An 18,750-nucleotide genomic window follows, 5' to 3' on the forward strand; every position below is an offset into this window, starting at 1 on the left:
ATGGAACCGAATGGGGGAAGTGTCTTCAAACGGTCAAGAGGTTGAATGGACAACGGATACGTATCACCAGTTTGACGGGAAAAATAACGATGTGGTCCAACTGAACAATGGTCGGCTGCTAAACGTTCATGAAGATCATGATAGCGATGAGATTCGATATGTATTGGGAATCTATGATGAGGAAGAAAAACGGGTCTTTTGGGGGGAGCCGGATAGGGAAAAACCAACAACAACTTCCCCCATTCAATATGATACAGGAGTAGATCCTTCTGTCACCATCCTTGACAATGGGGATGTGTTAGAGGTTCATAAAAGTGAATGGAGTCATACTCTTTTTTACAATTTAGGGAGATTCAAAGACGGGAAAATGTATTGGTATAGTACAGGGAATGAATATGATAAAGGACGAAGCCCTTCTGTTACCACCCTTGCCAATGGAGATGTGCTAGAGGTTCATCGGGGTGAGGGGAGTGATACTCTTTGGTACACCATAGGGAAGTACGAAAATGGGAAAATCGAATGGGGAGGCCCAAGTATTAAATATGATACAGGAAAGGCCCCTTCTGTCACCGTCCTTGCCAATGGAGATGTGCTAGAGGTTCATCGGAGTAATTGGAATAATGACCTTTGGTACAACATAGGGAAATACAAAAATGGGAAAATCGAATGGGAAGGCAGTATTAAATATGATAGAGGGAGGGCCCCTTCTGTCACCGTCCTTGCCAATGGAGATGTGCTAGAGGTTCACCAGAGTGATTGGAATGATGACCTTTGGTACAACATAGGGAAATACAGAGATGGGAAAATCGAATGGGAAGGCAGTATTAAGTATGATAAAGGCTGGAACCCTTCTGTCGCCGTCCTTGAAGATGGAAAGGTGCTAGAGGTTCATTCGAGTGAACATGCAGATAGGCTTTGGTACAACATAGGGAAATACAGAAATGGGAAAATCGAATGGGAAGGCAGTATTAACTATGATAATGGATGGAATCCTTCTGTCGCCGTACGTGATGGAGATATTGTAGAGGTTCATGAAAGTGGTGGCATTAAGCGTCTTTGGTCCACTTTAATGGAATACGAAGATGGTGACATATATTACCTTCCTCCAAATACAATAAGTCCTATAAATTGGATGGAGGAAATGGGTAATCAAAGTCACCTATTTGGACAACTAAGGTTAAATGAGGTTCTATTACCAGGAACACATGATTCAGGATCAAGTACAATTACTCACCGCTCTAAAACATCTCCAGATGCTCCGTCGAACCTATATAATATACTAGAAAGTCCTCTAGGTCTTATTGCTAGAGAGATAACTGCTGATTTTGGAAAGACACAACATTTATCTGTTGAGCAACAATTGGATGCGGGTATTCGTTATTTTGATTTACGTGTAGGTCCCCATACACAAGAGGACGAAGACAAAGGTACTCTTAAAACTATGCATCAGCTATATGGAGAAGAACTGGAAACTATTCTAAACAATGTTAAATCGTTTATAGATCAAAATCCAAAAGAAATTATAATACTTGACTTTCAACATTTTCATGAAATGACCCCGGATAAGTATGATTATCTTGTTAACGAAATTAAAACGATTTTTTCATCATCAGGTCGTACAGATGGTGATCAATTGATCTCACAAGATGAATTGAAAAATGATACTTTGGAAAACCTATGGGGTAAAAATAAAAATGTTGTTGTTCTATTTGGTAAAGATAATCACGAAAGAGAAATAAACGATTCTGTTGATATTACGAAGTATCAAGATGGTAAAACAATATTAAATGGAAATAGTAACTTATATTCTCCATGGCCGAAAACAACAGACTCAGAAGTTCTTAGAGAAAAATTATCGAGTAATCTTGAAAAAGCCAAAGAAGGTGGCAACAAAGACAAACTTTTCGTGTCGCAAGGAATATATAATCCCTCAGTTACTCAGTATATATTGCAAGGAATTAGGGATTATACCCTAGAAGATTATGCTTACCGCGCTAATCCAATAGTGATAAGTTGGTTAGGTTCAAGTTGGTTAGATTCAAGAACGAACATTGTTATGATAGATTTCTTTGATAATACAGATCTAGTAGAACGTATCATTAATAGTAACTATTTCATAGAAGAACAGAACTAAGGTAGCGTCTGCCCAAAATGAAGTTATATTGGTTCTGGTGCAAAAAATTAAAATAACCGTAAATACTCTTTAAATATTGGACATACTGATACGATTATTCTAAAAAGGGTGTGTGATCGGTATGGAAAATCAATTTAAGTGGAAGCACGATCAGCCCGAAATGATTTTATTAACGGTAAGATGGTACCTGCGGTACAATCTAAGTTTTCGTGATTTAGTGGAAATGATGGAAGGTTTATGATTGCACACACCACCATTATGCGTTGGGTCCATCAATAGGGTCCTGAATTAGATGAACGAGTACGACGTCATCTGAAAACAACCAATGATTCTTGGCGAGTGGATGAAACGTATGTGAAAGTAAAAGGTCAATGGATGGTTCTCTATCGTGCAGTAGATTCAGAAGGGAATACGATTGATTTTTATTTAAGTGAATCGAGAGATAAAACAGCAGCCAAGTGCTTTTTCAAGAAAGCCTTGGCTGCTTCTCATAATCGTGTCCCTCGCGTGATCACGGTAACAAAAATCTGTAGCTATTCAGGAGTTAAAAAAGAGAAAAGGATGTCTAAAGACATCCGCATAAGGCAAGTAAAATATCTCAATAATATCGTAGAACAAGATCATCGTTTCATTAAGAAACGTATTCGTCCGATGTTGGGATTCAAATCGTTTGAAACAGCTACTTCTATACTAAGTGGCGTAGAAGCCATGCATATGATGAAAAAAGGGCAACTTTGACCACAGGTGAAGTCTGTCCAAAATTAAGTTGAATTCATACATACGTTGTTTGGAATCGCATCATAACTGGTCAAATAGAACTGAAACAGTAGCTCTATGTCTCTATCAAAATGTTTTTGCACCAGAACCTTCATAAATCCATTTGTCTAATCCAGGATCAAAATCATCATAGGCTGGCAGTTCAAGCTTTAATTGTACTTCTACGTCAAGGGAATACCATCCATCCATCCATCGCTACGTGACGAAAGGACGTTTGACAGTTACTTATGGCAAATCCAGGAGCAAAAAATCCGTTATATCTCTCAAGATGTCAGGGAAAAGTATCATTTGCTACAATCCCCATAACCGCTATCCCGCCGAACGAAAACATAACATAAACAATTGAAGACCATAGAGCTGTGATATTCTTCGTAAAGAACGGTGTAATTGATGCCTGCTCCCCATTTTCAGAAATATGCATGGGGATAACACCTGTGATTAGAAGAACCGCAAAAAGAATAAAAATGATTAAGGTTGAAAGTTTAATGGATGCAAAAAACGACTCGATTGTTCCAAAATTACTCGCTCAAAATAGAATAATCTCTAACTCTAACGATGCATAAATGACAGAAATATCTAAAGGGGCATATGAGGAAACCAGAATTGTGTAAATGTAGATAATGCGATTATTTCAGTCGAGATAATAAGGATTCCTGACGTCCCATCCATCCAGTCACAAACCACAAGCTGATACAATAATAGGGGATTAATAAAACCGAACAGGAAAGGGACCACTATGAAAAAATTCATCAAGCCTTATGATCGTTTTGATCTAACCATAATTGCTTTCTATATCGTGCTAGTGGGTATCATTCAACCAGACATTTTATATACGATTTTAATCACGGCACTGGTGTCTCTGATTCTCATAAGTAAAAGATTATATATTGTTTTCAGAGGGGGCGAAGTTGAGGACAAGGAGAGCAAAGAACAGCGTAGAAAGCGCCATAACAGAAAGTATAGATAATCGTGTGTGAATTAGATATTACCGGTGGTGAAATGAGGGATTAGGGAGGGAGCATCATGATAAAAAATAACTGGTATAACAAAACAAAGAGCGCCCCTGTATGCTAATGTACTTGGCGCTCTTACCTCTATGTATTCGCCATGGATGGTCCAAATGGTATTTTAGAATATGTTCGAAAGGAACCTGGCTGAGGATCATTAGCGGTCATTTCAGCTAAAGCACTAAATACAAGAAAAGCTGTCACTCCTGAATACAAATAAAGCAAAAGGACAGCGGGTCCTGATTTTGAATAGCTAGCCCAGAACCGAGGAAGAAACCAGCACCAACGATAGAACGGATCCCATTTAAGGAGAGGGTCTGCCAATTTAATTTAATTTAATTTATGCCCTTTTCCCTCTTTTTGCTGATGTTCTACCTGTTGCGTTATCGAGCGGTGTGGTCTCATATAAATGTCCCCTTAAGAAATCATCTGCTTATTTCATTAGTTTGTGTAGGTTTGGGTCCTTCATTCTTTTAGTTGAGCAAGGATGTCTGCAAATTTTTGTTTGTCTACGTTTTTCCGAAAGTCGCGAAATGGATTGCCTTGGTTTTTGATTCGTTCTAAAACAGCCGGCATTGAAAACAGGTCGGGCTTCAGTGAATCATTTACTTCGCTCCAGTTTAAGGGGGTAGCGATTAAAGCTTGCTCGTTTCCCCTCGGTGAATAAGGTGCGATAATGGTTTTCCCCATGTCATGCTGGATGTAGTCTAGGTACAATTTGTTGTGGCGATTCTTTTTTAGTCGCTCGGTTGTGAACCATTGAGGTTCCTGTTCACATAGGAAACGGCAGACAAATGATGTGAAAATCCTTGTTTCTTCATAGGAAAAGGTGTTGGTGGGTAATGGAATATACACTTGTAGCCCTTTTCCACCAGAGGTTTTCACGAACGATTCAAGGTGGAGTTGATCAAAGATTGTTTTCATCCTCGTCGCTGCCTCGATCGCTAAGGAAAACTGATCGACAGAAGGCGGATCGAGGTCAAATACAATTTCAGTAGGATAGGTAGTGTCTGTTGTTTGAAACGGGATATGAAACTCTAGTGCAAGCTGGTTCCCTAGCCATAACAACGTTTCTATGTCATTACAAACAATGTACTTAATATCATCAACCTGATTTGTTAAAACGAAATCTGGTGCATAATCAGGACAATTCTTTTGGTAAAATCGGTCATCCATCGCCCCATGCGGATAACGGATGACTGTAAGAAGTCGTTGCCGTAAGAAAGGAAGGAGATAAGGAGCGATCAGTTGTAAATAAAGCAAATAATCATCTTTTTCAATTGACACTGTTGGCCAAATTGGTTTATCAGGATGTGTGATCTCAACCTTTTCTGGGAGAGGAAAAAGCTGCCGTTGCATGTTTTTCCAGGTACAATCTGCAGGCTCCTTGTCAAAGTTAAATGCATGAAATCTTGGTTCTCTCAAATGCTTCCTATCAAAAGCAATGCAGGCAATGTCTACGCACACAGATGGGTCCAATTCCCAGGTCGTTTGCGAATCTTTTTTCCCATTGGATTGAAAAAGCTCAATTAGCGTTTTTTCCTCGACTTTTTCAAGACCATGACGAAAATGAACAATTTCAACAGAAGTTGTCCCTTTATAGATGGCCCCATGGAAATACCCATTCTTTTTATCCCAGGTAGTTAGGAATACACTAATATATCTCCAGTTTTTAATTTTCAACCAATCGACCGTACGCTTATCGCTTTTCCACGTACTTGATTTTTTCTTGGCGACGATGCCTTCTCCGTAACTTACGACAACGTTCTTCCATAAGTCATCGCTATTTTCATACACATCAATGGACTGTATCCTTTTCCTGTCTTCATCGTTAATAGACAAAGAGAAAGAAACGGCTTTAAAAAGCTTTTGCAGTTTTTCCTTCCGTTTTGACATGGAAAGATCAGTGAGCTTTTCTCCTTTTAGCGTCAGCAGATCAAAAACGACATAATGGCAGGGGAAGTCGTTGACATGTTTTTTGATGGCATTGGCATTGCTCATACGTCCTCTCACTTGCACGGTGGAAAAGTCACTTTGAAAATGATTGATTAAATAAACCAATTCTCCATCAAACGTAAGCGGTAAAAAAGGTTGGATTTGCTCATACCATTCATCGCAGAAGTCAATGATTTCAGGGAACATGTTATTCAGTGATTTGCCGTTTCTACTCATTAACTGGGGTGTCCGGTTCTCCCATGTCAATAAACAACGAAAACCATCATATTTTGCTTCGTAAAGCCACTCTTTTCCTATGGGAATGTCGGTTGTAGCTGTTAAAAGCATTGGCTTCAATTGGTACCCTACTTTCTGCTGTTTTGCCAATAGGTTTTGATGATCTTTTGCTCCTCATACATAAATATGATCAAAAGATTGCATTCTAAGAAAAAAAGTGAGTAGGTGAAGTATGTGCATACAGTTTGGAAAGGAAGCATTAGCTTTGGACTTGTGAACATTCCAATCAAGCTTCATACGGCGACAGAAAATAAGGACATTCAATTACGGCAGCTACACAAAGAATGCCATACACCCATTAACTATCGAAAAGTTTGTTCTAACTGTGAAAAAGAAGTTCAAACCGAAGACATCGTTAAAGCATATGAGTATTCAAAAAACAAATTTGTTGTGTTAGATAATGAAGACCTGGAAAAGTTGAAAAAAGAAAATGAAGACAAATCAGTTGAAATTATCGATTTTGTCAAACTGGAAGAGATCGACCCCATCTATTTTGAAAAGAGCTACTTCATGGCCCCAGATAGCGGGGGAGGAAAAGCATACTCTCTGTTGAAAAAAGCACTTATGGAGTCCGGGAAAATTGGTGTCGCTAAAATCATTATACGTTCAAAAGAACAGCTGGCAGTTGTGCGAGTATACAACGAGACGTTAGTCATGGAGACCATCCATTTCCCAGATGAAGTTCGAAGCTCAAAGGATGTTCCGAATATTCCTGAAGACCAACAAGTGGTCCAAAAAGAACTGGATACAGCGCTGTTACTCGTTGATCAATTAACAACGACATTTGATCCTGAAAAATACACAGATGACTACCGTACAGCCCTTATGGAACTAATCGAGGAGAAAAAATCAGGCAAGGAAACGGTCACAGCAAGCGAGAAAAAACAACCAACCACCGCCTCAAACGTAACCGACCTAATGGCTGCACTCCAAGCCTCAGTCGATAAAACCAAAAAGAAAAAAACAACCCCACGAAAACGTGCCACGACAGCGAAAGTGAAGAAGAATGCTTAACATGGAAGCGTAGAAGAGACCACTGAGAGATTATTTCTTAGTGGTTTTTTTTGATAATCGTAAATAAGCTTTTATTATTTCAGAAGGATTTTTTTAATTCATTCAAGGCCATTTCTTTAAGGTTCGAAACCCTATAAAACTTCACTTAACCAATTATTGTTAAAATATGTATTTTATAAAATGATGAAATTACTATCAATCTAAATTTTCACTTTTAAAATCTGGTTATCTAACTGCAATGTTTGACAACACGACGTTTATTGAGGTTTTTTCGTTACAGATTCGACTAGTGATCTGATTCTACAGGTCTTTAAATACAAAGAGAATGCTTAACATGGAAACGTTGAAGAGTCCACTGAGAAATGATTTCTTAGTGGATTTTTTTGATAATCGTAAATAAACTTTTATTATTTCAGGAGAGGATTTCTTTATTCACTTATGGCGATTTTTTAAGGTTCGGAACCCTATAAAACTTCACTTAACCAACTATTGTTAATATATGTATTTTGTAAAATAATAGAAAGTACTATCAATCAGAACTTCGCTTTAAAATCTGGTTATCTAACTACAAAGTTCGACAACACCACGTTTATTGAGGGTTTCTCGTTACAGATTTGACTAGTGATCTCATTCTTTTGGTCTATAATTATAAATTAAAAAAATTGTCATAAAATAAAATATATTTACAATAGTTGCACAATTCTAAAATATAAATTATAATCAATTTAGAATAATTAGAAGGGGTGATGCGAGAGGGAAGATACTAGAGAAGTAATATCACTGGTGAAAGGAAGTGGGGGATACTACAAAAAACTAGATGGATTTTATTATGAAAAAGAACAGTGTCATTAGTCATGTTCTACAGCAGTAAGTTAAGTAATGTTAGGTAGTGTATTGATGTTCAGTAGCAAGCAAGCGCCGAAGTACATAAGAGGGATCTTTCTGACCTCCCTAATAATGAAAGCGCTGATATCCAAAGGTGTGTTTGGAGATAACACGCCATACGAATTGATGACTTGGTACTTTGGAAAGAAGAGTATGGCATTAGTATTGCCATATAGGTTATGAATCTATCGGATTAATTGGAGGGTATAGCTCTATCGCTGACTAAGTTGCATGCAGAAGCGGAAGCGAATAGTCTATATATTCATGTCGAAATTCAACCCTAGTTAAATTTCGAGGTGAGTGGTAGCCTACCAGGAAAAATGAAATACTGTGCGAATACTATGAAAAAGCATAAAAAATGAGGGGGAATTGATGATGGGAATCACTATGAAAAGAAATAGTATTGTAGGTCTATGTTCAACATTCGCATTAATGGGTGGTCTAGTATTTAGTTCAACTGCAAGTGCAATGGTACCAACAGACGAAACAGATCCAATTGTAGAGTTCACAAATCTTTCTTCTTCATTTGACACGACAATTGACGGTTCTCAAGAAAAACAAATTTATGGTGAGTATGGTGAAGTGATTGGTACACTATCCCTTGAGCCGATCGAAATGGAAAACGATGTAGTAAAAACTTATGAAATTACTTTGAGTGATCATGGTGAAGTTATTCGCTCTATGACTTGGGAACTGAAAGCAGTAAATGATACAAAAGGTGCAGGAGTTATATTTATTGATATAGAAAATCCGCCATCGGTTGTGTTACATCCTGGCTATACTCGTGGTGCTGCAGGATATCAAGTTAAGAACCCGATGGAAGACCCTTTACGTGGGCATCCAATGCAAGTAATATTAGAACAGCATGTATTTAGTCTAAATCATGATGAGAGATATTCCGCTGATATAGATGTACAAGGTTCAAGTGGTACTCTGTATTTAGATTTTGAATTAGTGAGACATTAAAATTAAAGTAATAAAAATCCCACTGAATACTATGAAGTGAACCCAAAAAGTTAGACACTTTATTATTAGGCAGCGGGTAAGGCATGAAGTCCGGTATTCTACCGGGGTCCTGCCTTTTAATTTTGACTTAATCCGTATGAATACTTTTTCATTTGATAATGCCAGCCCTGGTCGGAATGGAGGGTGACCTCGTCTCCCTCTTGTAAGCATTTCACTGCTTTGTCGAGCATCAGGGGGTAACAGGTCTGGATTCGATATTGTATGAAATAATTTCACCGTTGAATAGATCCAGTACAGGGGACAAATAGGGTATTTCACCAAAGAGGTGGAATTCGATCACATCTGTCACCCATTTTTGATTTGGCTTCGTGGCATGGAAGTCACGTTGTAAAATGTTCGGAGCAATCTTGCCCACTTTTCTTTATACGAGCGATATTTCTTCATGCGAACAAGAGATTTCAATCCCAATGCTTTCATAAGCCTGCGTACGGATTTTATTAAGAACAGTGTCATTCGTCTATGTTTTACAGCAGTAAGTTAGGTGATGTGTTGATGTTCGGGTGCAAGCGCCGAAGTAGATAAAGAAGGATCTTCTGACCCTCTTAAAAATGAAAGCGCTGACAACAAGGTGTGTTTGGAGATAATACGCCATATGAATTATGACTTGGTACTTCGGAAACAGAAGAATATGACATTAGTATTGCCTATATAGGTTATGAATCTCAGGTAAAGAATTACGCACTTTGCAGGTAAAGCGAAAAAAGAAATTTGAAGAAATGGGTATCGAGTGGAAGTGATTGACTCGAAAGAATCAGTGGATGAATTGATTGAGAGGTTGCAAGAGCAAATGACGGAGAAAGATGATCACCATTCGGTTGGGTAGCCGAACTCATGCCGTTCCACTTTAAATCAGCCACCTCTGGTGGTATATCAAATTTGAAAGGATGTTTTAAAGATGAATCGTTTTTCTATATTTACAAAGATGTTATTAGTTTTATTACTCGCAGTTCCATTTGTTTCACCTGTTACATCTCACGCTTCTTATGATGATGTAGGTATCGCAATTGCAATAGGTACTGAAGCCTCCATAGCTGTTCTTGATGAAGAGACCATAATTCATTCTTATTCTGATAATAACACTTTGTTTATTCAAATTGGAAAATACGCTGAGAATGATATCATATGGGGCACTGGAAAAAATTTCGGTCCAGGAAATTCACCCGAGATATCTACTAATGGAGACAGTATAATAATGGTTTATGAAGATGTTTCTGATAGATCAACCTATTATGCTTTAGGAGATTATAAGGAACCATCAGAAATTACTTGGAGTGTTAAAGATGTTGAATATAATTCAGAAGTACGAGTTAAACCTACAGGTGCCTATTTAGAAAGTGGGTGGTTTGTAGAATTTCACAACGCTGGAAATTTCGGAATCGATTACACAGTAGGTGACGTAGATTCAGATAGAATATTTTGGGATCAAAAACGTGAATTTGAATCTGATAACATAAACCCTTCTGTAACAGCGTTAGATGATCACGCTATGTTAATTTTGAGTGAAGATATAGATGATAATTCAACATATTATAGTGTAGGCTCATTGGATGCAGTCAGAGGCACATTAGCTTGGTCAGACAATAAAAAGTTTATAGATGGTGACAATGCCTCTGTTGTTCAATTGAATAATGGTGAAATTCTAGCAATGGCTTCGTCAGAAGCACGCTTGCCTGTGCCTATTGGTCCTCTTCTTCCTGCTATGAAATATTCTATAGGTAGTTTGGGCGTTGGAAATCAAATAGATTGGGATAATACAGATAATATACATTCGTTTTATAGCACAAGTCTTGACTTGGCTGTAATGGATGATGGGGTAATAGTTAATTTATACACACGAAATGGTTTACTTTATACCGATTTAGGACATTTGGACAATGGAAATATAATTTGGCAGAATGTAAACTAGCGTACTTTCATGTAAACTTTAAAACCCTTGATGATTCCAATAGGAATTATAAAGGACATTATACACTGCGTCTGATCGAATACTCATAACGTACATAGTAAAGACCGACTTATCTTTTGGTGGTCGGTCTTTGTTATAGGTATTCTTTCCTCTATATATTGAAATCGTTAATCACTTGGTCTATTTCATTCCGGGAGATTCCTATATAGCGTTTCGTCACGAAGATGGAACGGTCATTTATTTTATAACTTAGGAAAATTGGAAGACGATAAAATGGTTTGATTTCTAAACGATCATTATATAAAGGGGAGATCTTATGTTTAAGAAAATCATTACATCCGGTTTAGCAGTGACTATGTTAATGGGTGGAGCACATGCAATGGCTTCAGAAAAAGAAGATCATGAAGCAACGATAAATCAAGAAAATACTGTTTCATATTCGTTTGATGAACAGGATCATAACTTTTTACCGGGTATTTCTGACTATCTTAAATTTGCGGGTGAACCACATATGATTGAACATCAACATTATTTGTCCGATCTTCCAGAAGAAATAGAAGGTAATAAAGGTCTTTTGATGGGTAGTAACAACTTTGGTGTTCAAAACTTTTTATACACGACAAAAAAAGTGGATGCAGATTTAGATTTAAAACCAAACACAACATACAATGTTGAATTTGATGTGAATATCGCCACGAACGCTCCAAAAGATTCCCGTGGTCTTTATGGAAGCCCTGCTGATGATCAAGCGATTAAAGCGGGAGTGACAACGTTCAAACCAAAAAGCGAGGTAACAAGAATGATTGATGGTCCACGTGGATCATTCTACGCGATCAATATGGATCTTGGTATGGGATTGGTTTCCGGAACAGATGCAATCATGCTTGGTGATATGGCAAAGCCTACAAGTTTAGGTTTTGAAACGTATGAATTGAAAAATGTAAACAATGAAAATGAGCCTTTCGTTATTACAACAGATCAAAACGCTAATCTTTGGTTAACGGTTGGTACGCATTCATTTTTCGGCGGAAAAACAACGTTCTACCTCACAGAAATCAGCGTAACAGCAAGAGAAGTAGAATAATAAGTTATACGAATAAAAAGAAAGACACCACCTTTTTTGAAGTGACCCCTGTCCAGTAGACAGATTAAAAAAGCATATTTTAAGCAACCTGAGTTCTATATGTATAAGGGCTCAGGTTGTTTTTCTTTTTGAATCTTGGTGAATATAAAAATGGTTGTATCGGCGAACGGCATACATAACCTCCTCAGCCTTACGGAAAATGACTAAAGGGATTTTCCAGATGCATTGTCCCAACAGTTCTTCTTTTGGGACTATCTGCTTTCTTCTGGTGCTTCTTTAGTAACTGATTGGGCACCTTTATCACTATGTAGAAGAATTCCTTTTACCTCCCGTTTTTCCCTTGCCTTGCCTTCATGAGGGGATCTATCACCAGTTATAATGGTGGTTAAGAAGGAAAAAATGAACTCTCACTTCTATTTTTCTACTTATCCCTTGAAACATATGCAGATCTGTGGCAAAGTTAAACACTGATAAAGCATTTGAACGAACTTCATAACTGAAACATGTGGGGGGACCAGTGTTGCTGGTTGAGACCGTATCCTGAAGATACACACCCTTGGAACCTGATCTGGTTAAAACCAGCGTAGGGAACATATTTAAACATTCTTATTTATGTTGATATGCACCCTAGGTAAACGGCCTATGGTGCTTTTTTGTCGTATGTTTAAGGGATTAGTATGCATACCTTTTTAGCGGTGTTTTGCGCTTTTCTTATTGATATGATATGTCCCTCATTTTAGTTCCATCGTTCAATGCTTTTAACAGATTTGGTAGAGGGAGAGAAGAAGATAATGAAAAAATGGATAGGATTTCTAGTGGTTGTTCTGTTGCTAGCGGCTTGTGGGAATAGTGACGATAATAGCTCTGAACAAAATGACGGTGAAGAGAATTTAAAGGAAGTCACAGTGGTATTGGATTGGACGCCGAATACGAATCATACGGGTTTATATGTAGCTCAAGATCAAGGATATTTTGCAGAAGAGGGACTTGATGTCGAGATCATACTGCCAGGTGAAGCAGGTGCCGATCAGCTTGTGGCTTCAGGTCAGGCGGAATTTGGGGTTAGTGCTCAGGAAACCTTAACGCAAGCGCGTGTCCAAGATATACCGATTGTTTCGATCGCAGCGGTGATTCAACATAATACATCTGGCTTTGCGTCGCCTGTAGATAAGGAGATTACCTCACCACAAGATTACGAAGGTAAAACGTATGGAGGATGGGGAGATCCTATAGAAGAAGCAGTGATTTCCTCTTTAATGAAGCAAGAGGGTGCAGATGCAGAAAAAGTGGATATTGTGAATATAGGTGAAGCAGACTTTTTTACAGCTGTCAAAAGGGATGTCGACTTTACATGGATCTATTACGCATGGACAGGAATTGAAGCGGAACTTCGCGGGGAAGAATTGAATATGCAGTATCTTACGGATTACTCAGATCAGTTAGATTACTATACACCTGTTCTGACGACGAATGAGGAGTTGATTGCAGAAAATCCCGATATCGTTCGTGCATTTGTAGCAGCAACTTCGAAAGGGTATGAATATACCATGGATCATCCAGAAGAAGCGGCGGATGTTTTAATAGAGGCTGTTCCAGATTTAGACTCAGAATTGGTTAAAGCAAGTCAACAATGGTTGTCGCCAAAGTATCAAGATGATGCATCACAATGGGGAATACAAGATCAAACGATTTGGGAAAACTATGCACAATGGATGAATGAAAATGGTTTATTGGAAGGCGATCTGGAAGCGGAAAAAGCCTTCACAAATGAATTTTTACCAAAAGGAGAATGAATAGATGAGTAACTCTTTAGTTAGTATTCAAATTATACCGAAAACAAAAAATGGAGAAGATTCCATTCCATATGTAGATGAAGCGATTGCTATCATTCATGAGTCAGGAATACGATATGAGGTCCATCCACTTGAAACAACGATGGAGGGGAATTTGACAGAAATTTTCTCCGTTATTGAGAAGATGAACCAACGTATGACGGAAGCCGGCTGTGAATATGTTATTTCCCAAGTGAAAATCCTTTATCAGCCGAGCGGTGCCTCGATGGATAAATTGACAGAGAAATATCGTTCATGAAGGTTCTACATAGAGGATGGAGACCATTATTGGTCCTCATCCTCTTCGTTTCTATTTGGCAGTTATCCAGCTGGGTATTTGAAATACCGAAGTGGCTTCTTCCTGCACCATCGGAAATATGGGCAGAGGCAATAGCAGGGTGGGGAAATTACAGTCATCATTTCATTTCAACGATCAAGCTATCCTTACTCGGGTTATTGATTGGTAGTGCTGTCGGTCTAATCGTAGCTGTTAGTTTGCATCGCTTACCAACGATGAGAGAGGCATTTTATCCGGTTATTATTTTGTCGCAAAACATTCCTATCATTGTTTTGGCCCCGTTGTTAGTCATATGGTTTGGTTTTGGAATCCTACCAAAAATCATTATCATCACGTTAGTTTGTTTTTTCCCAATTACGATTGCCGCATTGGATGGATTCCGGCAAACGAGTGCTGAGCTTATGCATTATATGAAAATGGCTGGTGCATCAAACAAACAAATTTTTTGGAAGGTAGAGTGGCCATATGCGTTACCTTCGATTTTTTCAGGCCTGAAAATAGCTGCTACATATAGCGTAATGGGTGCGGTTATTTCTGAATGGCTGGGAGCTCAAGAAGGGATTGGGGTTTATATGACTCTTGCCTCTTCTTCATTTCGGACAGATCGTGTCTTTGTTGCGATTTTCCTAATTATGATTTTAAGCTTATCATTCTTTGCTATTATTTCTTCATTGGAGAAGAAAATCGTGAAATGGAAGCCTAAGGGAGAGGGAAGTAATCATGAATAAGCTCAGTGTGAAAAAGATAACGAAATCTTTTGAGGAGAATAAGGTGCTGGAAGAGCTATCTTTTCATGTCAATGAAGGAGAATTTGTTTCGATATTAGGTCCTTCTGGAAGTGGGAAGAGTACCTTGTTTCATTTAATTGGCGGCCTCTATACCCCAGACTCGGGAGATATTTGGATGGATGGAGAACGAATCAATGGACAAAGGGGATCAATCAGTTATACGCCCCAATCTTCATCATTATTGCCATGGCGGACAGTCCTTAGCAATATTCTGCTTGGAGGAGAGATTGTTGGCCAAAAAAACGAACCAGAAGCCTTGCGAATGATTGAAAAAGCAGGTTTGAAAGGATATGAACACTCGTATCCTTATGAATTATCCGGCGGGATGAAACAGAGAGTGGCTTTTATCCGGAGTTTGTTGAGCCCACAATCACTCATTTGTTTAGATGAACCGTTCTCAGCCCTTGATGAATTTACGCGGCTGGAGATGCAAAATTGGCTGCTTTCCATTTGGGAAGAATACAAGCGCTCCATCTTACTGGTCACACATAATATTGAAGAAGCCCTCTATCTATCCGACCGTATCATCGTCTTATCTGGTAAACCAGCAAAGGTCAAAAAAGAGTTTATTGTTCCTTTTCCAAGACCGAGGCAGGAGTCCATTGTGTTGAGTGAAGAGTTCTTGCAATGGAAAAAGAAAATCTATAATGAACTATAGCAATCACCTGACTGCTCCAAAACTAGCCAATGGGAAGCAAATAGGAATGATTCGTGCCATGTCTTCTCAAGTAGCAGAAAAGCGTGGGAAATCGGTTGCGTATGGGGGCAGTCAGCTCAAGCAGTTGTTTGGCTACCACTCAATCATTTCGATTTGGTGGTTTTTTTATTGTTGCCACTAAGGTACATGTTAATGACAGTAAATGAACAGGAACTGCCATTTTCATACGTCATAAATAATGATATGATTGGTGAACGAGAGGTTCAAGAAGGAGTATTGGACACGACAACACCGATGGGAAAGCTTATGGTCACGATGCTTGGAGGATAGTCGAATTTGAATATGACGTGAACCGAAAAAAACAACTTGAGGGGATCGCAATAGCAAAGAAGAACGGGGTATACAAAGGCAGACCAGTCAAATATTCAGCGAACAACATAAAGTCAAACATGCGATTGATTATACCTATAGGAGCGAACAGTGAAAGAGGTGGCTTCTATCACGGGTATTAGTGAGCGGATTCTCTACAGAAGGATGAAGGATCAAAATATTACACGAGAGGTGACTCTATGAAAAAACTAGTAGCGGCATTTAGTGTGTGGGCTTTGTTTGCATTGACTGTTTTTATTCTAATAGATCCACCAACGAATGGACAGTCATCAAATAACAAATCGGCCCACTATTTGGTGGGTGTAAATTATGATCGCTTAGTAGAGGTGGGAGAAGTAGCGGTTGGGTTTGAGGTTGGAGCGGTTGAAATTCTGGAAATGGATACACCTATAGTGGAAGCTATATCTGTAGAAGGTGTAGCGGTTGGGTTTGATGATGAAACGGTTGAAATTCTGGAAATGAAGACACCTATAGAGGAAGTTGTATCTGAAGAAGATGAAGGTAATTAAAAACGCCTTGCTGGGTCCCCATGGATCACGGCAAGGCGTTTTTGACAATCTGCAAATGATAGTCTTTAGAATTTACATTTTTGTCTTTTATTTATTGCAGTTCGTACCAGTGCCAGTCTAAGCGCTCATTAATCACGACCGATATATAGTTTGTCAAAATGGAATCATGTGTTTAGCAATGATACTGCCATTTTTCATGTATTTTCTACTTGCCCAATACAGTTAAAAACGAAAGGAGTTTTACCTCTGTCAAATAAAAATAATGATAGAATTGCAAAAAAATTGGAATGACAGTCGCTGTTATGTTAACGATCATAGTAGTTTTATTGTTTTTTATATCTATTTCTATTGGTATATGTTTTGGAGTTGTGTATTTATTATCAAATTTTTCATTTGTTAATTTTCAATATTATTCGAATTTCTGGGATAATGTTTTATTTTTTATGGGACTTACTGTTTTAAATCTATTTGTACTTGCATTAATTGAGGTATTAATAACGATAGATAGGATAAAAGTGAAAAAGTTATTAGATTTGGGACCTACTAATGTAAAAGAGTGGATTTTGTACTTTTTAGTGTTCATTGTTTATATGAATGTTTTTAATATCTATTCTGTTAGATTAGAGGCTACTGTCGTGGGAACTAGTTTCATTGCTATATGTTTTGTCACCATTTTTGTTTTTCTTGAATTTTTACTTGATAAAATTCAAGGTGAGGAAGAGCAGGAGCGTTTGGAAGATGTATAAAACTCTATTGTTGAGTCTGTATGTGACCTGGTTATAACAAAGGATGTTATCGAAATCAATATAGGTATTGTATATATCGAATGGAGGGTATACAAAGCTTTGCAGATTATATTTGAGTAGGAACACTCGTATCCTTATGAATCATCCGGAGTCTGCTGGGCCCACAATCACTCAGTTGTTTAGATGAACCATTCTCAGCTCTTGATGAATTCGCACGTCTGGAGATTGCTCTTCACGGGTAGGATTTTGTGTGGGGCGCTACTTATATAATATGAGTACATAATTTCTCTTTTTGGGTATTTTTTTTCGCATCTTGGTCAATGATAGGTGAAAAAAGGAGGGAAGGTAAAGATGTTTGTATTAGGAAAACCGAGGAGTAAATTTGGTTTTTTTTTAGATAAGAGAAGTATTACCGTAGTTGAATTTTCAAAGGAATCAGGTGTTACTAGAAAAACATTGGGGAAGGCTTGTAACGAAAGAGATTATATTCCACGCCAAGATGTAATGAAGAAGATTTTAAAGACTGTTAGAAAAGTAGATCACAACGCTAAAATGAGTGATTTTTGGAACATGTGACTTTCGATGGGATAAAGGGTTGGACAGGTTTCGAGTCATATTCAGTCTTATTGGTTGAACGTTAAAGTAGAAAAGTTGTGTGTGCATTTATGGAATAACATGAAAGGTGTGAGGCAAATGCTTGATATTACTTGGGAAGTGTTTAGTCAGACTGGGAATGTTGAATTGTATCTTCTGTTAAAAGAAATAGAAGAACAAGAAGTTGTGCATATAACCGAAAACAAAGAAACAGCGGATTTTTTCGTATAATCGCTTTTAACTTTTGATTGAATATTCTGTATTATTGTGCTAAACTAATATCAACTGTCATGATACGTACGGTTACTCCATCCGTTCGGATCAAGATGACCCCCAGGAAGATAATCTCTCGCCTAGGGGTTTTTATTTATGGGAAATAAAGTATAAAAGACAGTCCACCAGTCCACCTATCCACCTACCAATTGAAGTAAGAGTGGTTAAGTGATGACGGTCAATATAGTATATGTAAACCCACATCATCAAAGTTTTGAACAATAAAATTCTTCACCAATACGCCAGAAGTATCCATAATAGTTATACCGATACTTCCGATAATACCTCCATCTATTACAGGTGTCACTTTCCCGATCCCAATCAGCTTGATATTCTCTTTACTAATGGTGACTTCTTCTGTATAAGGATCACCATTTCCTTTTGCTTTTACTAATATGATATCTGCTGGATTGGCTTCCGTAACTGCATCTGAAATCGTAGGAAATTCATCAGGCACCATGAGTGTTTTTCCGTTAAAGACAAGGACCCCTACCACGATGACGACACCTATGAAGAGTACCCCAACAAACGTGAGTATAATACCCGTCACTGAACATTTGGACGTTTTTTAATCCCTCACCTCTCTACCTTTCCGAA

Annotated in this window: 19 protein-coding genes, 3 pseudogenes and 1 riboswitch; of the genes and pseudogenes, 17 read left to right on the top strand and 5 right to left on the bottom strand. The window is 38.1% G+C overall.

Annotated elements, in window-relative coordinates; all coding sequences use genetic code 11:
• Both AB1471_RS12270 and AB1471_RS12275 read left to right on the top strand, forming a co-directional pair.
• The coding region (locus tag AB1471_RS12270; RefSeq protein WP_367780059.1) for a phosphatidylinositol-specific phospholipase C domain-containing protein at positions 1-2,134 on the top strand (2,134 nt) is incomplete at its 5' end.
• Positions 2,135-2,249: 115 nt separating this feature from the next.
• Positions 2,250-2,899: pseudogene (locus AB1471_RS12275) on the top strand (IS6 family transposase).
• Positions 2,900-2,977: 78 nt separating this feature from the next.
• On the opposite strand, the gene AB1471_RS12280 reads toward AB1471_RS12275, so the two are convergent.
• The 3 genes from AB1471_RS12280 to AB1471_RS12290 form a co-directional block, all read right to left on the bottom strand.
• Positions 2,978-3,100, bottom strand: coding sequence for a hypothetical protein (locus AB1471_RS12280; RefSeq protein WP_367780060.1), 123 nt, complete (start codon positions 3,098-3,100; stop codon positions 2,978-2,980).
• Positions 3,101-3,182: 82 nt separating this feature from the next.
• Positions 3,183-3,332 carry a hypothetical protein gene (locus AB1471_RS12285; RefSeq protein ID WP_367780061.1) on the bottom strand — a complete coding sequence of 50 codons (150 nt, stop codon included), beginning with the start codon at positions 3,330-3,332 and terminating at the stop codon, positions 3,183-3,185.
• Positions 3,333-4,383: 1,051 nt separating this feature from the next.
• Positions 4,384-6,210 (bottom strand): DNA ligase D, encoded by a 1,827-nt coding sequence (locus AB1471_RS12290; RefSeq protein ID WP_367780062.1) that lies wholly within the window; start codon positions 6,208-6,210, stop codon positions 4,384-4,386.
• A gap of 114 nt (positions 6,211-6,324) precedes the next feature.
• Here AB1471_RS12290 and ku point away from each other — a divergent pair, with 114 nt between their 5' ends.
• Together ku and AB1471_RS12300 are read left to right on the top strand one after the other, a co-directional pair.
• Entirely contained in the window at positions 6,325-7,164 is an 840-nt protein-coding gene (gene ku, locus AB1471_RS12295; RefSeq protein ID WP_367780063.1) for a non-homologous end joining protein Ku, read from the top strand.
• A gap of 1,257 nt (positions 7,165-8,421) precedes the next feature.
• Positions 8,422-9,015: a hypothetical protein gene (locus AB1471_RS12300; protein WP_367780064.1), complete on the top strand. Its 594-nt coding sequence runs from the start codon at positions 8,422-8,424 to the stop codon at positions 9,013-9,015.
• A gap of 128 nt (positions 9,016-9,143) precedes the next feature.
• Here AB1471_RS12300 and AB1471_RS12305 read toward each other — a convergent pair.
• Positions 9,144-9,510 (bottom strand): annotated as a pseudogene (locus tag AB1471_RS12305) (DDE-type integrase/transposase/recombinase); the annotation flags it as partial.
• A gap of 460 nt (positions 9,511-9,970) precedes the next feature.
• On the opposite strand from AB1471_RS12305, the gene AB1471_RS12310 reads away from it, so the two are divergent.
• The 13 genes and pseudogenes from AB1471_RS12310 (at position 9,971) to AB1471_RS12370 (ending at position 18,111) form a co-directional block, all read left to right on the top strand.
• Positions 9,971-10,981, top strand: coding sequence for a hypothetical protein (locus tag AB1471_RS12310; RefSeq protein WP_367780065.1), 1,011 nt, complete (start codon positions 9,971-9,973; stop codon positions 10,979-10,981).
• A 316-nt stretch (positions 10,982-11,297) separates the two neighbouring features.
• Complete coding sequence (locus AB1471_RS12315) at positions 11,298-12,065, top strand: hypothetical protein (RefSeq protein WP_367780066.1); 768 nt, start codon at positions 11,298-11,300, stop codon at positions 12,063-12,065.
• 497 nt (positions 12,066-12,562) lie between these two features.
• Positions 12,563-12,672, top strand: a riboswitch (TPP riboswitch).
• A 184-nt stretch (positions 12,673-12,856) separates the two neighbouring features.
• On the top strand, positions 12,857-13,858 hold the full coding sequence (locus tag AB1471_RS12320; protein WP_367780067.1) for an ABC transporter substrate-binding protein: 1,002 nt from the start codon (positions 12,857-12,859) through the stop codon (positions 13,856-13,858).
• A gap of 4 nt (positions 13,859-13,862) precedes the next feature.
• Positions 13,863-14,156 (top strand): thiamine-binding protein, encoded by a 294-nt coding sequence (locus AB1471_RS12325; protein WP_367780068.1) that lies wholly within the window; start codon positions 13,863-13,865, stop codon positions 14,154-14,156.
• Positions 14,153-14,923: an ABC transporter permease gene (locus tag AB1471_RS12330; protein WP_367780069.1), complete on the top strand. Its 771-nt coding sequence runs from the start codon at positions 14,153-14,155 to the stop codon at positions 14,921-14,923. Before AB1471_RS12325 ends, AB1471_RS12330 begins: the two co-directional genes overlap by 4 nt.
• Positions 14,916-15,641: an ABC transporter ATP-binding protein gene (locus AB1471_RS12335; RefSeq protein ID WP_367780070.1), complete on the top strand. Its 726-nt coding sequence runs from the start codon at positions 14,916-14,918 to the stop codon at positions 15,639-15,641. Before AB1471_RS12330 ends, AB1471_RS12335 begins: the two co-directional genes overlap by 8 nt.
• On the top strand, positions 15,631-15,822 hold the full coding sequence (locus tag AB1471_RS12340; RefSeq protein WP_367780071.1) for a hypothetical protein: 192 nt from the start codon (positions 15,631-15,633) through the stop codon (positions 15,820-15,822). The genes AB1471_RS12335 and AB1471_RS12340 overlap by 11 nt, the downstream gene beginning before the upstream one ends.
• Entirely contained in the window at positions 15,810-15,971 is a 162-nt protein-coding gene (locus tag AB1471_RS12345; protein WP_367780072.1) for a hypothetical protein, read from the top strand. The genes AB1471_RS12340 and AB1471_RS12345 overlap by 13 nt, the downstream gene beginning before the upstream one ends.
• A gap of 239 nt (positions 15,972-16,210) precedes the next feature.
• The gene (locus AB1471_RS12350) at positions 16,211-16,540 is read left to right on the top strand and encodes a hypothetical protein (RefSeq protein WP_367780073.1); all 330 of its coding nucleotides are present in this window, start codon (positions 16,211-16,213) and stop codon (positions 16,538-16,540) included.
• Positions 16,541-16,842: 302 nt separating this feature from the next.
• Positions 16,843-17,286, top strand: a complete 444-nt coding sequence (locus AB1471_RS12355; protein ID WP_367780074.1) for a hypothetical protein — start codon at positions 16,843-16,845, stop codon at positions 17,284-17,286.
• Between the two features lie 143 nt (positions 17,287-17,429).
• A pseudogene (locus tag AB1471_RS12360) lies at positions 17,430-17,513 on the top strand (ABC transporter ATP-binding protein); the annotation flags it as partial.
• Between the two features lie 124 nt (positions 17,514-17,637).
• Positions 17,638-17,862, top strand: coding sequence for a transcriptional regulator (locus tag AB1471_RS12365; protein WP_367780075.1), 225 nt, complete (start codon positions 17,638-17,640; stop codon positions 17,860-17,862).
• Between the two features lie 117 nt (positions 17,863-17,979).
• Positions 17,980-18,111 (top strand): YqzL family protein, encoded by a 132-nt coding sequence (locus AB1471_RS12370; RefSeq protein WP_367780076.1) that lies wholly within the window; start codon positions 17,980-17,982, stop codon positions 18,109-18,111.
• A 220-nt stretch (positions 18,112-18,331) separates the two neighbouring features.
• Here AB1471_RS12370 and AB1471_RS12375 read toward each other — a convergent pair whose 3' ends face one another.
• Positions 18,332-18,649 carry a hypothetical protein gene (locus AB1471_RS12375; protein WP_367780077.1) on the bottom strand — a complete coding sequence of 106 codons (318 nt, stop codon included), beginning with the start codon at positions 18,647-18,649 and terminating at the stop codon, positions 18,332-18,334.
• Between the last annotated feature and the right edge of the window lie 101 nt (positions 18,650-18,750).

The organism is Jeotgalibacillus marinus, assembly GCF_040801915.1.
Taxonomy (GTDB): domain Bacteria; phylum Bacillota; class Bacilli; order Bacillales; family Jeotgalibacillaceae; genus Jeotgalibacillus; species Jeotgalibacillus marinus.

Coding starts and splice junctions, on each gene's coding strand:
- AB1471_RS12370 (WP_367780076.1), top strand. CDS start 17,980: ATGCTTGATATTACTTGGGAAGTGTTTAGTCAGACTGGGAATGTTGAA.
- AB1471_RS12280 (WP_367780060.1), bottom strand. CDS start 3,100: ATGGATGGATGGTATTCCCTTGACGTAGAAGTACAATTAAAGCTTGAA.
- AB1471_RS12335 (WP_367780070.1), top strand. CDS start 14,916: ATGAATAAGCTCAGTGTGAAAAAGATAACGAAATCTTTTGAGGAGAAT.
- AB1471_RS12320 (WP_367780067.1), top strand. CDS start 12,857: ATGAAAAAATGGATAGGATTTCTAGTGGTTGTTCTGTTGCTAGCGGCT.
- AB1471_RS12340 (WP_367780071.1), top strand. CDS start 15,631: ATGAACTATAGCAATCACCTGACTGCTCCAAAACTAGCCAATGGGAAG.
- AB1471_RS12355 (WP_367780074.1), top strand. CDS start 16,843: ATGTTAACGATCATAGTAGTTTTATTGTTTTTTATATCTATTTCTATT.
- AB1471_RS12365 (WP_367780075.1), top strand. CDS start 17,638: ATGTTTGTATTAGGAAAACCGAGGAGTAAATTTGGTTTTTTTTTAGAT.
- AB1471_RS12310 (WP_367780065.1), top strand. CDS start 9,971: ATGAATCGTTTTTCTATATTTACAAAGATGTTATTAGTTTTATTACTC.
- AB1471_RS12325 (WP_367780068.1), top strand. CDS start 13,863: ATGAGTAACTCTTTAGTTAGTATTCAAATTATACCGAAAACAAAAAAT.
- AB1471_RS12300 (WP_367780064.1), top strand. CDS start 8,422: ATGATGGGAATCACTATGAAAAGAAATAGTATTGTAGGTCTATGTTCA.
- AB1471_RS12330 (WP_367780069.1), top strand. CDS start 14,153: ATGAAGGTTCTACATAGAGGATGGAGACCATTATTGGTCCTCATCCTC.
- AB1471_RS12350 (WP_367780073.1), top strand. CDS start 16,211: ATGAAAAAACTAGTAGCGGCATTTAGTGTGTGGGCTTTGTTTGCATTG.
- AB1471_RS12285 (WP_367780061.1), bottom strand. CDS start 3,332: ATGCATATTTCTGAAAATGGGGAGCAGGCATCAATTACACCGTTCTTT.
- AB1471_RS12315 (WP_367780066.1), top strand. CDS start 11,298: ATGTTTAAGAAAATCATTACATCCGGTTTAGCAGTGACTATGTTAATG.